General features: G+C 63.6%; 12 protein-coding genes. 4 read left to right on the forward strand and 8 right to left on the reverse strand.

Going from position 1 to position 14,719, the window contains the following annotated elements; genetic code table 11:
• Positions 1-156: 156 nt before the first annotated feature.
• The 5 genes from ABIE49_RS22155 to ubiE form a co-directional block, all read right to left on the reverse strand.
• Positions 157-1,956, reverse strand: coding sequence for an alkaline phosphatase family protein (locus ABIE49_RS22155; protein ID WP_192736245.1), 1,800 nt, complete (start codon positions 1,954-1,956; stop codon positions 157-159).
• A gap of 120 nt (positions 1,957-2,076) precedes the next feature.
• On the reverse strand, positions 2,077-2,535 hold the full coding sequence (gene dut / locus ABIE49_RS22160) for a dUTP diphosphatase (RefSeq protein ID WP_192736246.1): 459 nt from the start codon (positions 2,533-2,535) through the stop codon (positions 2,077-2,079).
• A complete protein-coding gene (gene coaBC, locus ABIE49_RS22165) occupies positions 2,532-3,995 on the reverse strand; it encodes a bifunctional phosphopantothenoylcysteine decarboxylase/phosphopantothenate--cysteine ligase CoaBC (protein ID WP_210337282.1) in 1,464 nt (487 codons plus the stop codon). Before coaBC ends, dut begins: the two co-directional genes overlap by 4 nt.
• A gap of 55 nt (positions 3,996-4,050) precedes the next feature.
• Positions 4,051-5,625, reverse strand: a complete 1,575-nt coding sequence (gene ubiB / locus ABIE49_RS22170; protein WP_192736533.1) for a 2-polyprenylphenol 6-hydroxylase — start codon at positions 5,623-5,625, stop codon at positions 4,051-4,053.
• A complete protein-coding gene (gene ubiE / locus ABIE49_RS22175; protein WP_192736247.1) occupies positions 5,622-6,383 on the reverse strand; it encodes a bifunctional demethylmenaquinone methyltransferase/2-methoxy-6-polyprenyl-1,4-benzoquinol methylase UbiE in 762 nt (253 codons plus the stop codon). Before ubiE ends, ubiB begins: the two co-directional genes overlap by 4 nt.
• Positions 6,384-6,462: 79 nt before the next feature.
• Here ubiE and mutM point away from each other — a divergent pair, with 79 nt between their 5' ends.
• From mutM to ABIE49_RS22190, 3 genes are all read left to right on the forward strand, one after another.
• The gene (mutM, locus tag ABIE49_RS22180) at positions 6,463-7,356 is read left to right on the forward strand and encodes a bifunctional DNA-formamidopyrimidine glycosylase/DNA-(apurinic or apyrimidinic site) lyase (RefSeq protein ID WP_192736248.1); all 894 of its coding nucleotides are present in this window, start codon (positions 6,463-6,465) and stop codon (positions 7,354-7,356) included.
• A 49-nt stretch (positions 7,357-7,405) separates the two neighbouring features.
• The gene (ggt, locus tag ABIE49_RS22185) at positions 7,406-9,085 is read left to right on the forward strand and encodes a gamma-glutamyltransferase (RefSeq protein ID WP_192736249.1); all 1,680 of its coding nucleotides are present in this window, start codon (positions 7,406-7,408) and stop codon (positions 9,083-9,085) included.
• A gap of 207 nt (positions 9,086-9,292) precedes the next feature.
• Entirely contained in the window at positions 9,293-11,395 is a 2,103-nt protein-coding gene (locus ABIE49_RS22190; RefSeq protein WP_192736250.1) for a HAMP domain-containing methyl-accepting chemotaxis protein, read from the forward strand.
• Positions 11,396-11,415: 20 nt separating this feature from the next.
• Here ABIE49_RS22190 and ABIE49_RS22195 read toward each other — a convergent pair whose 3' ends face one another.
• Positions 11,416-12,789: a serine protease gene (locus ABIE49_RS22195; RefSeq protein WP_192736251.1), complete on the reverse strand. Its 1,374-nt coding sequence runs from the start codon at positions 12,787-12,789 to the stop codon at positions 11,416-11,418.
• A gap of 262 nt (positions 12,790-13,051) precedes the next feature.
• Between ABIE49_RS22195 and ABIE49_RS22200 the strand changes: the two genes are divergently transcribed.
• The gene (locus ABIE49_RS22200; protein ID WP_192736252.1) at positions 13,052-13,852 is read left to right on the forward strand and encodes a HesA/MoeB/ThiF family protein; all 801 of its coding nucleotides are present in this window, start codon (positions 13,052-13,054) and stop codon (positions 13,850-13,852) included.
• A gap of 19 nt (positions 13,853-13,871) precedes the next feature.
• Here the strand turns inward: ABIE49_RS22200 and ABIE49_RS22205 are convergent, their stop codons facing one another.
• Together ABIE49_RS22205 and ABIE49_RS22210 are read right to left on the reverse strand one after the other, a co-directional pair.
• A complete protein-coding gene (locus ABIE49_RS22205; protein WP_192736253.1) occupies positions 13,872-14,306 on the reverse strand; it encodes a hypothetical protein in 435 nt (144 codons plus the stop codon).
• A gap of 114 nt (positions 14,307-14,420) precedes the next feature.
• Positions 14,421-14,633 (reverse strand): hypothetical protein, encoded by a 213-nt coding sequence (locus ABIE49_RS22210; protein ID WP_192736254.1) that lies wholly within the window; start codon positions 14,631-14,633, stop codon positions 14,421-14,423.
• Positions 14,634-14,719: the final 86 nt, after the last annotated feature.

Genomic DNA, 14,719 nt, shown 5'->3' on the forward strand with positions numbered 1-14,719 from the left:
TGGCCGAAACAGGCCACTGGTTGGAAATGGAAGAGGCCGCCACCTGCGACCGTTGGCGCAAATGCCACCGGATCATAAATCCAGTCGTTTCGACGTGACAGCGTTCCGTCTTGAGGGGAACGGCGGTCCCGTCTCATCGCTTGCTACAGCACCTATTCACCTCGCACTCGCCGGCACCTTCAATCCGACAGTGCGTCCTGGAAAGCCAGCGGCGTCAAAGTAGCGTGTCAGGCCGACAAACTGCATGTTGACGATGGTGCGCAGGCCGTTGTCGCCTCGCTTGGAGACAATGTCCTGTCGCCACGGCCGGGCGGGCTTCCCGCCGGGAAGTGCTTCGGTAAGCGCGCGGCCGCGCAGCTTGCCGACCGGCGGGAGGGTGACACCCAAAATCTTCTCGAGTGTCGGAGCGATATCGGCGTTGCTGACCGGAGCCGTGTCGTTGAAGCCGGCCTTGAACGCAGGCCCGATGGCCGCCATGAAGTTTCCGGTGTCGGCGCGGCTAAAGCTGCCGTGATGGCCTTGCCCCTGCAAGAGGGTGGTATCGGATACGGTCACGCTGCAAAACAGCGGCTGATCACACCCCGTCGTTTCGGAGCGGAAATTGACGACGATGGCCGGCGTTGGCGTTCGCGCTCCCCCTTTGAGGCCCACTCTGCTCAGCGGCAGCGTTCCTGAAATCGGTCCAAGGTCATCACGAACGAAGACGCCGCTGGTGTAGTCTTGCGCCAGGAGCGCCTTGACCACCTGCCTCACCAGGGTCTTGGCGTTGTCCTGCGGCAGATAGATGAGATCGTTGCCGCCGTTGGCGCCAACCACGATATCGGGTTTGGCCGGATCGTTGCCGATCGAAGCGCTGGCGCGGCGCGGGTATTTCCCGCTCCTGTAGTCGATGCCAGCGCCTTGAGCAGAGGGCTCATGCAGCGGCAGGCCCACAGCGTGCGCAAGATCGATGGCAAGAAAGCCGGGTGGCAACTGCCCTTCGGGCACATTGTCGTATTTCAGTTTTGCAGCCGGACTGGTCTTGCTTTGCTTCGACACCGTGCTGAAGCCGTGGTCGGCGGTGATGAAGATGTTGGTGTCGGCCTCGAGCCCAAGTTCTTTGAGCGCAGCGACGATCGCCGCAAGATCGCCGTCGGCCACCTTGATTGCGGCAAGCGAGGTCGGACCGTTGATGCCGGGAACAAGTTCATTGACGCTGTCGCGCTGGGAGTGCTGGGTGCCGTCCGGATCGGATGACCAATACAGCAGCATGAACGGCTTCTTGTTCTCCTTGAAATACGGCAGCAGCACCTTCGTGACGATGTCCCGGTAGTATTTCTGCTGAACGATATTGGTGGACTTGCCGGGATTCTCGCGTTGCGCACGCCCCGGTGTTTCCAGCGCCAATCCGGCCTTCTTGAGCATCTCGACGAGATCCGGCCGCAACACGATGCCATCCTTCTTGCCGGTATCGTCGTCGAAGAAAATCGTGGTCTTGCCGTCGAGCTGGGTGAGGTCATGGATCGCCACCGGCCCGACCTTGCCGAGGGCGGCCGTGAGGTAGCCCTTGTCACGCGCCGCCGCCATGATCGAGCGCTCGGCAATGAAATTTCCGCCGTGATGCTGGTTCAGCTCACTCAACACCGCATTGTTCTGGATGAAAGGCGTTATGGTTCCGGCTGCGCTGGCAACCGGAAAACCGGTGTAGAACACGTTGCCGAAATCTCCGGTGTCGCCGATCAGATGACCGGTCGCGATCACCGAGGCGTTCGACGTCGTAATGGTCGGATAGACCGAATGACTGTTTGAGAAGTTGACACCTGTGTCCCGTATCCGGGCGAATGTGGGGGCTCGCTCGGGCGTGACAGCCGCGGCTCGAAGACCGTCAGCGACGAACAGGATGACGTTCTGTTGAGCATTCGACGGTAGCGTGCCCGACAGGATAGCGAACACCGCGCAGACGATTAATTTCTCCATGGCGTCCCCCGGCATTGCGAATTATTGGAGCGCAGTATGAGGGACATCGACGTTTGCGCCAAGCGCCCTCACGGCCCGGCAGCTGCCGGGCCGTACCAACTCAGCCGGAGTTGAAGTGGCTCAGCGTCCGGTCGAGCCGAAACCGCCGCCGCCGCGGTCGGTGGTCGATAGCGTGTCGACCTGGACCAGTTGCGCCTGCGTGACCGGCGCGATCACCATCTGCGCGATGCGTTCGCCGCGCCGGATCGGGAATGGCGCCTCGCCATGGTTGATCAGGATCACGTTGATCTCGCCGCGGTAATCCGCATCGACCGTGCCGGGGGAGTTCAAAACGGTGACGCCGTGCTTTGCTGCAAGGCCCGAGCGCGGCCGCACCTGCGCCTCGTAGCCGGACGGTAACGCGATGGTCAGCCCCGTCGGCACCATCGCATATTTGCCCGGTGGCAGGATCAACGGCGTTTCCGCCGGCACCGCCGCCAGCAGATCCAGCCCCGCCGCGTCCGCGCTCTGATAGGCCGGCAGCGCCAGGCCCTTGGCGTGCGGCAATTGCATGATGTCGACCTTGACCGTTGCGCTCACGAATTCTTCTCCAGTGATTTTGCGATCCGCGCCACCAGTTCGGTCGCGACCTGTTCTTTCGTCATGACCGGCCAAGAGTCCACTTCAATATTGTCCACTGCAATGTTATCGACGCCGACTTCTGTCCCGCCCCGCGTCAGCAGATGCACGGTGTTGCGGTCGCCGCCCATCACGCCGGTTGCCGGCGACACGTCATTGGCGACGATCCAGTCGCAGCCCTTGCGCGCGATCTTGGCTTTTGCGTTGTCGATCAGATGTTCGGTCTCGGCGGCAAAGCCGATCACCAGCGGCGGGCGCTTGTCCTTCATTTTTGAAATCGTAGCCAGGATGTCGGGATTTTCGACCAGCTGCAGCGGCGGCATGCCGGCCGATGTCTTCTTCAATTTCTGTTCGCCTTCATTGGCGACGCGCCAGTCTGCCACGGCGGCGGCGAAGATCGCGATGTCCGCCGGCAGTGCGGCCTCGACCCGATGCAGCATGTCGCGCGCCGATTCCACCCGGATCACCGTAACGCCTGCGGGATCGCGCAAGTCCACCGGGCCGGACACCAGCGTCACGTCGGCGCCCGCGGCCTGCGCCGCGGCGGCGATCGCAAACCCCTGCTTGCCCGACGAGCGGTTGGCGATATAGCGCACCGGATCGATCGGCTCATGGGTCGGGCCCGCTGTTATCAGCACGCGTTTTCCCAACAGCGGACGCGGGCGCGGCGGACGCAGGATGTCGACTGCGGCAGCGGCAATTTCCACGGCCTCAGACATCCGTCCGACGCCGGCCTCGTTGGTTTCGGCCATCTCGCCGGCATTGGGGCCGATCATGGTGACCCCGTCGCGGCGGAGCTGCAGCACGTTACGGCGGGTGGCGGCGTTGTTCCACATCAAGGGATTCATCGCCGGCGCCAGCAGGATCGGCTTGTCGGCAGCCAGCAGGATCGCGCTGGCGAGATCGTCGGCATGGCCATGCGCCATCTTCGCCATCAAATCGGCCGTCGCCGGCGCGACCACGATCAGATCGCATTCACGCGCCAGGCGGATGTGACCGGCATCGAATTCGCTGCCGGGGTCGAACAGGTCCGTATAGACGCGCTCATGCGACAGCGCGCTCGCGGACAGCGGCGTGACGAATTGCTGCGCCGCCTTGGTCAGCACGCAGCGCACCTCGATGCGCCGCTCCTTCAGCCGCCGGATCAGTTCGAGCGATTTGAAGGCGGCGATGCCGCCGCCGATGATCAGCGTGACGCTGGCCTGATGCGCCGCGTGGGCGATCGCCGGGGCCCCGGCGGAGGCCTCTGCAGGCGACGCCATGGCGGCAGACGGCGAAGTGGGAAATTCGGGGCGGCCTTGGATCAGGTCACCTAGGATGACCCGGACTTCCTCTTCCACGGAACGGCCGTTGCCGGCCGATCGCAGCCGCAAATAGGCCTTTACGGCGTCGTCGAGCTTTCGGATGGTGAGGCTGGCCATGGGTGGCTCCAGGCAGGCATGATCTCAACGCTAGCATACAGTGCATGCATTGCAATCACATTTGCCGGACAGCCACCAGAATCCCGATGAAGGTCGCCGCGATGATCCAGAGCGCCACGGTGCGCCAGCGGCTCTTGCGCCCCTCGGCCCGGCCCAGCGCCGCAATCGTCTCCGGCGACAGTGTGACGCCCTCCCGGGTCATCTTTTCCAGCTGCTCCAGCACCGCCACCGAACGCGTGGCAATGGCCGGCAGGCCCGTCAGCACGCGGCCAAGATCGCCCGCGCCGGACACCGCGCCCTGAATGCGCCCTATGGGTCCGAGATTGCGTTCGATCCATTCGCGCACCACGGGATCGGCGACCTTCCAGATATCGAGCTTGGGGTCGAAACCGCGCGCCACGCCCTCGACCACCACCATGGTCTTTTGCAGCAGGATCAGTTCGGGGCGGGTCTGCATGTCGAACAGCCCGGTGACCTCGAGCAGCAAGGTCAACAGCTTCGCCATCGAGATGTCTTCGGCGATGCGGTTATGGATCGGCTCGCCGATGGCGCGGATCGCTTGCGCGAAATTCTCCACCGAGTGATGGCCGGGCACATAGCCGGCCTCGAAATGCACCTCGGCGACGCGGCGATAGTCGCGCGTGATGAAGCCCAGAAGAATTTCGGCGAGGAAGCGCCGCTCCTTCATGCCAAGCCGGCCCATGATGCCGAAATCGACGGCGACCAGCCGGCCGGTGTCATCGAGGAACAGATTGCCGGGATGCATGTCGGCATGGAAGAAGCCGTCGCGCAGCGCGTGGCGCAGGAAGCTCTGGATCACCTTGCGCCCGAGATCGGGCAGGTCGATCTGCGCTTGTGCGAGGCGCGCGTGGTCGTTGAGCGCGATGCCGTCGATCCACTCCATCGTCAGCACGTTGTGGGTGGTGCGGTCCCAATCCACCGCCGGCACGCGGAAATCCGGATCGTCGCGCGTGTTCTCCGCCATCTCGGACATCGCGGCCGCTTCCAGCCGCAGATCCATCTCCATCGCGACCGAGCGCGACATCGTGTTGATGACCTCGATCAGCCGCAGCCGGCGCGCTTCAGCCGAATGCGCTTCGGCATTGTGCGCGACAAAGAAGAAATCAGCGAGGTCGCGGCGGAAACGCGCGGCGACATTGGGGCGCAGCACCTTGACGGCAACGGCCTTGCGCACGCCGTCGCGCTCGACTTCACCGCGATGCACCTGCGCGATGGAAGCTGCGGCAACCGACGGCCCGAGGTTCATAAACGCCTGCGCCACAGGGCGTTCCAGCGATGTCGCGATGACGGCCTCAGCCTCGCTCTGTGAAAACGGCGGCAGCCGGTCCTGCAAGGCTTCCAGATCGCGCGCCATCGCAACGCCGACCACGTCGGGCCGCGTCGCCAGGAATTGTCCGAGCTTGAGATAGGCGGGACCAAGCCGGGTCAGCGCCCGCGACAGCCGCGGGCCGGATTTGGCGCCGGGCCGCTCGATGATCCGCGCCAGCTTGAGCGCAAGTTGCCCGGGCGGCGGCACCAGGCTCGGATCGACAACGCCGAACACGCCCTCGCGTGCGAACACAAAGCCGGCGCGGACAAGCCGCGCGATGTGGGTCGCCGCAGAAATCACAAACGCCAGCCCGAATGCAGCGCCACGATACCGCCGGAGAGGCTTTCCCATTTCACCCGCGAGAAGCCGGCGGTGCTGATCATCTCGGCAAAGGCGCTCGGCCTCGGAAACTTCCGGATCGATTCGACGAGGTATTGGTAGGAGTCGGCGTCGCCCGTGACGGCGCGGCCGAGCGGCGGGATCACCTTGAACGAGAAGAAGTCATAGAGCCGGTCGAGCCCGGGCACATCGACGGTGGAGAACTCAAGGCACAGGAATCTGCTCCCGGGCTTAAGCACGCGGTAGGCTTCCTTCAGCGCGGCATCGATCCGCGGCACGTTGCGGATGCCGAACGCGATCGTATAGGCGTCGAACGCGCGATCCGGAAATTCCAGCGCCTCGGCGTTGCCCTCGACGAACGATACCTGCTGGTCGAGATGCTGCGCCAATGCACGGTTGCGGCCGACGCCGAGCATCTCGGTATTGATGTCGCAGACCGTGGCGCCGAAGCCGGTGCCTGCCGCCTTGGCGGCGCGGAACGCAATATCGCCGGTGCCGCCCGCCACATCCAGCAGCGCGAACGGCGCATCGCCCTTTGGCGGATTGAGCTTATTGATCATGATGTCTTTCCAGGCCCGGTGCAGGCCCGCCGACATCAGATCGTTCATCAAATCATAGCGCGACGCCACGCTGTGAAACACGTCGTTTACCAGCGTCTGCTTGTCCCCAAGGGGGACGTCCCTGAAGCCAAAATGCGTCGTTTGGTCCGGCCGATCCATCAACTTATCTCCATGGCCTGACCATAGCGCGCCCGCCGCAATGGCGCTATCACGTCACCTTCATAAGGTGAATACCTGCATGCCTGAATTACCCGAAGTTGAGACCGTCCGCCGCGGCCTGCAACCCGCCATGGAGGGGTCAAAAATCGTCAAGGCGGAAGCCCGGCGGAAAGATCTGCGGTTTCCCTTTCAAAAGGACTTTATCGCGCGGCTGGAGGGCCAGACCGTGACCGGCCTTGGCCGCCGCGCCAAATATCTGATGGCGGACCTGACCTCGGGCGACGTGCTGCTGATGCATCTGGGCATGTCGGGCTCGTTTCGGGTGCTGGAAAACGCTGCCAACAGCACAGGCAAGAACACACCGGGCCAATTCCATCTCCCGCGCAGCGAAGACCGCGCCCATGATCACGTCGTGTTCCACATGTCATCGGGCGCCTCTGTCGTGTTCAACGATCCGCGCCGCTTCGGCTACATGAAGATCATCGCCCGCAACGCGCTGGAGGAGGAGCCGCTGCTGAAAGGGCTCGGTCCCGAACCGCTCGGCAATGAATTTGACGCAACAATGCTGGCGCAATCCTGCCACAACAAGAAAACCAGCCTGAAGGCCGCCTTGCTCGACCAGCGCGTGGTGGCGGGACTTGGCAACATCTATGTCTGTGAAGCGCTTTATCGCGCCCATCTGTCGCCGCGCCGGCTCGCTGCGACCCTGGCGACGAAGAAGGCCGAACCGACCGAACACGCCAAGCGTCTGGTGGGCTCAATCCACGATGTCCTGAACCAGGCGATCAAGGCCGGCGGCTCCTCGATCAGCGACCATCGCCAGACCTCAGGCGAACTCGGTTATTTCCAGCACTCGTTCCAGGTCTATGACCGCGAGGACGAGAAATGCCAGACCGCGCGCTGCGGCGGCGTCGTGCGGCGCTTCGTCCAGAACGGCCGCTCGACCTTCTGGTGCCCGAAATGCCAGAAGTAAGACGCGCAACGCGCCCCTGCCGTAGAACAACAAAGAAACGGGAAACAACATGACCAGCAATTGGCGGGATCGCGCGGCCACCACTTTTCAATGTCAGAAGCAGCCGGCGACTTCCAGCCGCGGCATGGTGGTGAGCAATCATCCGCTGGCCTCGAGCGCGGGCGCCGAGATGCTGGCCGCCGGCGGCAACGCCATCGATGCGGCGATCGCGACGCTGTTCACGCTGACGGTGGTCGAGCCGATGATGGTCGGCATCATCGGCGGCGGCATGGCACATATTCGCCTCGCCGACGGCAGCCATCGCTTCATCGACGGCCAGAGCACCGTGCCGCTGTCGGTCCGTCCCGACACCTTCAAATCGAAACCGGGTTCGGCGCATGACGTGTTCGACACCGTTGGCAACGAAAATCTCAACGGTCTGAAAGCGGTGGCGACGCCGGGCTCGCTGAAAGCCTGGTGCGAGACGCTGCAAAGATTCGGCACCATGAGCCTTGCCGACGTGATGCAGCCCGCGATCAAGCACGCCTCGCGGGGCTATGCCGCCACACCCTATCTGCACGAATGCATCAGCGACAGCGCGGCTGAGATGCTGAAGGACAAGGCGATCTCGGCGGTCTATCTGCCCAAGGGGACGCCGCTGAAGGCCGGCGAGCGCGTGGTGCAGTCGGAATATGCACAGACGCTGACTCACATTTCGCAGCACGGCGCAGCGGCGCTGTACCAGGGACCGCTCGGCGATATCCTGGTCGACTATATGAAAGCGCATGGCGGCTTCATCAGCCGTGAAGACCTCACCAGCTACAAAACGGTCGAGCGCCAGCCGATCCGAGCCGATTATCGCGGCTGGGAAATTCAGGGACCGCCGCCGCCCGCGGCCTCCGGCGTGCACATCACCCAGATGCTCAACATTCTGGAAGGCTACGATATCGCCAGGCTTGGCTTCGGCTCCGCGGAGACGATCCATTACCTCGCCGAAGTGCTGAAGATCGCCTTTGCCGATCGCGCGGCCGCCAGCGGCGATCCTGATTTCATCAACGTGCCGGTGGAGCAGCTGACGTCGAAGGGCTATGCCGGGGAACGCCGCCGTGCGATCGATCCCGGCCGCGCACAGCAATGGGGTGCCGGCGTCGCGCAGCTCGAAAGCGCCCACACCACGCATATGACGGCGGCGGATGCGTTTGGAAACGTGGTCGCGACGACGCAGACCATCAACAATCTGTTCGGCGCCAAGATCATGATCCCCGGTCTCGGCACCGTGCCGAACAACTACATGAACCTCTACGATCCCCGGCCCGGCCATGCGCTGTCACTGGCGCCCGGCAAGCGCGTCACCACCTCGATGTCGCCAATGATGGCGTTGCGCGACGGCAAGCTGGTCTATGCGCTCGGCCTGCCCGGTGGAAAGCGGATCTTTCCGAGTGCGATGCAGGCGCTGATCAATCTGATCGACCATGGCATGAGCCTGCAGGAAGCCGTCGAGGCGCCGCGGGTCTGGACCGAGGGCAATGCGCTCGAAGTGGAATCGGCGGTGCCGGAAAGCGTTCGCGGCAAACTCACTGCGATGGGCCACAGAGTGCAGGCGGTGCCGACGGTGGCCGGTGGCATGAACGCCATTCAATTCCACGACGACGGCCGGATGTCGGGCGCGGCGTGCTGGCGCGCCGACGGCACACCGATCGGCATCGCAGGCGGGCTTGCGCGCGCCGGCGTGAGGTTCGGGCTGGCTTAGCAAATCGTCGGACGCAATTTCTCGGATTCGAAGATTGCCGCAGCTTCGTTGTGGTTGAAAATAGCGCAAATATTCTCGTGCGATTCCGTCGTTGCGGCGGGAAATTGCGTACTAGTACGGGCCGCCTGTTTCTCCATTCTTCATGGTTAACGCCCACCCTGATGCGCCGACGGTTGTTGTCCGCCTGCATCCTGGAGGAAGTTCGCCATGGCAATTCTGAAGTTGAATATTCGTGGGCGTCTGATCCTGGGCTTCAGCGTGCTCTGCGCATTGCTTGCATGCGTGGTCGTCATCACCATCGTCAAGGTTGGCAACGTCAACGAATCCACCGAGCGGACCGTCAATCTTCGCGTGCCGACCGCGATGGCCGCGAATGATGTGGTGGCCGGGGTTTATGCCTCACTCGCTTCACTGCGCGGCTGGCTGATCACCGGCAACGACACATTCAAGGCCGAGCGCGTGTTGCTCTGGAAAGACATTCAGCGCCATGGTGCGGAGATGGATGGCCTCTCGACGCGTTGGACCTCTGAACAGAACAAGACGGACTGGAGGCAGGCCAAGCCACTGCTCGACGAACTGCGTAGCGCGCAGGACAAGGCCGAAGCAATTGCCCACACCATCGACGAGCAACCCGCAGCAAAGATTCTCGCCACCGAGGCCGCGCCGCTGGCGAAACTCATGCTGCAAAAGGCGACGTCGATCATCGACGAGGAGGGCGGCATTGCTTCGACGGATGCGCGCAAGAGCCTGTTGATCGGTTTTGCAGACATGCGCGGCAGTATGGCGATGGCGATCGGCGCGATCCGCGCCTATCTGCTGACCGCGGACATGGCCTTCAAGAAGGAGTTTGAGGATCTCTGGGCGCTCAACCAGACAAAGTTCGAGGCGCTCTCGAAGCGACGCGCGGAAATGACAGGCGAGCAGCAGAAGGCGTTTGACGCGCTGGTCGATGCCCGCGCCAGGTTCGCGCCGATGCCGCAGAAGATGTTCGAGATCCGAGCCTCGGACCGCTGGAACATGGCGCAGTGGTTCCTGACCAACGAGGCGGCTCCCCGAGCCAACAAACTGCTCGATATCTTCGCGGGAACAAAGGACGCTACCGGATCGCGTTCCGGCGGGATGGTTGCGCGCCAACAGGACAATCTGAAACGCGACGGTGCGGCGGTTCTCGCCGAAACCAGTTTCCTGATGACGCTGCTCTGGGTGCTGCTCGGTGTCGGCATCGGCGTTGCGGCGACAGTCGTGCATCTGACCAACCGTTCGATCGTGCCGCCGATTCTGAAGATGGTCGGCGCCATGGGCCAACTTGCCGGCGGCGATCATTCGGTCGCGATCCCGGCGACCGACAAGAAGGACGAAATCGGCCTGATGGCGCGGGCGGTCCTGATCTTCAAGGAGAACATGATCAAGGCCAAGGAGCTCGCCGAAAAAGAAGCCGAAGCCATCAGCGCGCGCGTGGCGCGGGCGGCGCGGGTCAATGAGCTGACCCAGACGTTCGACGCCAATATATCGACCGTGTTGAGGTCGGTGTCGTCGGCCTCGACCGAACTGCAGGCGACCGCGTCGTCGATGACGGCGACGGCGGAAGAGACCAGCAACCAGGCGACCGCGGTGGCGGCTGCGACCGAGGAAGCTTCGACGAACGTGCAAACCGTCGCGGCTGCGTCGGAGGAGCTGGCCAGTTCCGTTACCGAGATCAGCCGTCAGGTCGCGCAGTCGGCCTCGATCGCGCAGAAGGCCGTGGGTGAGGCGGATCGCACCAATGCGACGGTGCAGGGCCTGTTCAAGGACGCGGCCGGCATCGGCGACGTCGTCAAGCTGATCAGCGAGATCGCCAGCCAGACCAATCTGCTGGCGCTCAATGCGACGATCGAGGCGGCGCGCGCCGGTGAGGCCGGCCGCGGCTTCGCGGTGGTGGCGGCCGAGGTCAAGAGTCTCGCCGAACAAACCGCGAAAGCGACGGACCAAATCAGCACGCAGGTCTCGTCGATCCAGGCTTCATCGAGCGAAGCCGTTGCTGCCATCAAGGGGATCTCCGCGACCATCAACGAAATGAGCGAGATCGCCTCCGCGATTGCGGGTGCCGTGGAAGAACAGGGCTCGGCGACCCAGGAGATCGCCCGCAACGTACAGCAGGCTGCACTCGGCACCGGCGAAATCTCGTCGAACGTGAGTGGCGTTCAGCAGGCCGCCGGCGACACCGGTGCCGCCGCGCATCAGGTGCTGCAGGCTTCCAGCGAATTATCGCGGCAGTCCGAGACGATGCGAAGCCACGTCGAAACTTTCCTCAGCAACATCAAGGCTGCCTGATACGCACTGACGTCGTCAGTCTACTTCCGCACGCAGATCACGCGCACCACGGATGCTTTTGCGTCCGGTGATCCGCTGGCGCCAGTGACGCCATTGGCCTTGAGGAAATCGCGCACGGCATCCGATGTCACCAGCACCGCCTGTGCGGCGCCGTTCGCCGGACCTGCAACGACCACCGGCTTCAGCAGCGCGATGCCGGCGAATTTGCCGTCGCCGTCGAGCGCGGCCGCCCCGGAAAAGCCGAGCGCGGGCGGCGGCGACAACGCGACGTCGCTGCTGCCGCCAAGTTGCGCGACCGAAGCCTTGACGCTGCTGACCGCGCCGCCGCCGCCCTGGTTCTGCGGATCGGCAATGCCGGTCAGGTCGAGCGCCGTCTTCGAGGCCGGGCTCGCGAGGTTGAGCGGCTTCAGTCCGCGCGCGCCATAGATCCGCAGCAAAGCGAGATCATGCTCCTTGTCCTCGGCCACACGGTCGGCATTGCCGAACCCCGCGATCGCGACCGCGACGCAGCCGTCGGTGATCTGGCGGTCGGTGATGATCGCGCCGTCGTCGCTGACCACGACGCCGGTGCCATATTCCACGGTCTTGCGCGGCGGGGGACCTGCGACCTGCGGGCCGGTTGGAAACGCGTTGAATGCGCTCGACATCGCAATCACCACCGGCTCCACGGTGTTTTCCGTGGCCTGATCGTAGAGGATGGTGAGGATGCGGACTTCATCGCCCTTGAAGGTGCCGCGCACATAGAACTTCTTCAGGCCTTGCAGGCCGGAGAGCACGAAGAAGTCCGGCTTCACCACCGTGTAGTCGACCTTGCGCTGGGCTTCCTTCTTTTCCAGCTCGGCGAGCTTCGCCGTGGTGGGACTGGCTTCCTTGCGCCGCGCCAGTTGAATCTGGATGGTTCCAGTCGGCGAGGTCCATTTGGTGCCGTTGGCATCGCTGGCCTGCTGCGGCACCAGCTTCGAGGGAATGCCGAGCCGCACGCCGGTGAGGGGATCGGTGACGATCTTCCAGCCGACATTCTCCTGCCGCTTCCTGGCGGTGTCGGCGAGGACGCCGCGCTCCTGCGGATTGAGTACGCCGGTTTCCTTACCGTTGCGGCTCTTCTGGAATTCCTTGATTGCCTTGACCATGCGCTCGCTGACGTCACCGGTGATCGCGCCATTGTACTGGCCGACCCAGGCGAGGTCGGATTGCACCGCCAGTCGTTCGGCCTGCGACATCGCGTTGGCGGTCTCCTCGGGCTTCTGCAGCGCGGGGCGGATCGGCACCGTCGTGACCGGCTTCGGCTTGGCGCCGGCCGTGGAGGGCGGCGTCAACTGGGCCTGAGCTGACGATCCCAGGCTCGCGAAAATGGCGGCCGAGACCATCAATGTTGCTGAAAACACCGATCTCATGACAAATCCCAGGGAATACTCGGAATCGGGAGGGAATATTGGAGCGATCATTGACCTCGGGTCAACTAAGCACATCTGCTTGGTCAGCAACAACAGCGCCCCGGTTCAAGGGGGCTAACTGCACTTTGCCCTCATCCTGAGGAGCGGCGTCAGCCGCGTCTCGAAGGATGAAGGCCCGACTGGGGCCTCATGGTTCGAGACGCGCTTCGCGCTCCTCACCATGAGGGTTTAAAGACGTGACGTGGAAGGATTTAACACGACCATGCTGACCGCCGACGAACTCGAACGCTATGCCCGCCACATCGTGCTGCGCGAGGTCGGTGGCCCCGGCCAGGCCGCCCTGAAGGAGGCGTCCGTGCTGGTGATCGGCGCCGGCGGTCTCGGCGCCCCGGTCCTGATGTATCTCGCCGCCGCCGGCATCGGCACGCTCGGCGTGGTCGACGACGATATTGTCTCGCTGTCCAATTTGCAGCGCCAGATCATCCACACCACGCCCGATATCGGCAAGCGCAAGGTCGACAGCGCCGCGCAGCAGATCGACGCGCTCAATCCCCATGTCAACTTCGAGGCGCATGCGGCGCGTCTCGATGCCGGCAACGCGATGTCGCTGATCGGCGGCTATGATCTGGTGCTCGACGGGTCAGATAATTTCGAAACCCGCTATCTGGTTTCCGACGCCTGCTTCCTCGCGGCCAAGCCGCTGATCACGGCGGCGCTCGGCCAGTTCGACGGATCGCTGACCACGATCCGCGCCCATGAACGGGGCGCCGACGGCGAGTTCAATCCGACCTATCGCTGTCTGTTTCCGGAGGCGCCGCCGCCGGGCACGGTGCCGGCCTGCGCCGAGGCCGGCGTGATGGGGGCGCTTGCGGGCATGCTGGGCTCGATGATGGCGCTGGAAGCGATTCGCGAAATCGTCGGCTTTGGCGATAGCCTGGTCGGACGGCTGGTGATGGTGGACGCCCGCGCGATGCGGTTCGAAACCCTGCGCTACCGGCGTGATCCGGCGAACCCGCTCAATGGCGATGCGCCCACGATCACTGATCTAAGTGCGCATCAATGATGCCTGGCCGACGTCCGCGTTAGTCGATGTCGGCAATCTGCTTCTCGTAGTCAGACGCGTTTGATTTATCCGTCATGACCTGCGGGCAACGGAAGCAGGCCTCTTTGCCTTCCTGACGGAACCAGCGGCAGGTGGGGCGAATTTCGCAGGCGGGAAGCGCGTTCACGACGGCGGGGACGCCTTCAACGATCCTTTTGGCCAAGCTGCAGGTGTTGCCCTTGAAATGCTTGCAGCCGCCGCTGGCGCCCGCGCAGGGTGCCGCGATGCGGAACAGTTCCGTGGGCTTGGCATCTCCCGCAAGGGCAAGGACCTGTTCGGAGATTGGCACGGTCTCGGTGAGATATCCGACCCGGTGCTGCTCCGGCGTACCGGTGATTACGCCAAAGATTCGGGCGCCCTCGTCGGTCGCCTGCGAACTCGGGCAGTCGATCTGCTTCTTTAAATCCTTGGACATGAATCCCTCTATCTCGCTGCTGCCGGGTGAGCTGCGTCTATCCTGAAATGAAAAGGCGTCCGGGATGGCGTCCGACGCACGACGCGCCGAACGCCATCTCGTCTCTTGATCGACTCAGAATAGAACCGTCTTTGTGGGTACCGGCATCGTCGGCGTCGGAAATCTGCCGAAGATGGTGATATCCTTGATGATATCGCCCAGCGATCCGCGGTTGATCGCAGCCCTGAAACCGGCTGCGACGATTTCAAGCTGTTCCGGGGTGAGCTGGACCGGTGCTTCGAGCGCGGGCTTCGCAGGCTCGACTGCGTTAATGTCGGACTTCTTCATCTGTCTTCTCCTGTCGCGAGACGAAGGGGCCATCCGCTTCGGCTGCTACAGGAGGCTAGAGACAGGCTTGATGAGTTACCGTGATT

The sequence above is a fragment of the Bradyrhizobium sp. OAE829 genome (assembly GCF_040546575.1).
Taxonomy (GTDB): domain Bacteria; phylum Pseudomonadota; class Alphaproteobacteria; order Rhizobiales; family Xanthobacteraceae; genus Bradyrhizobium.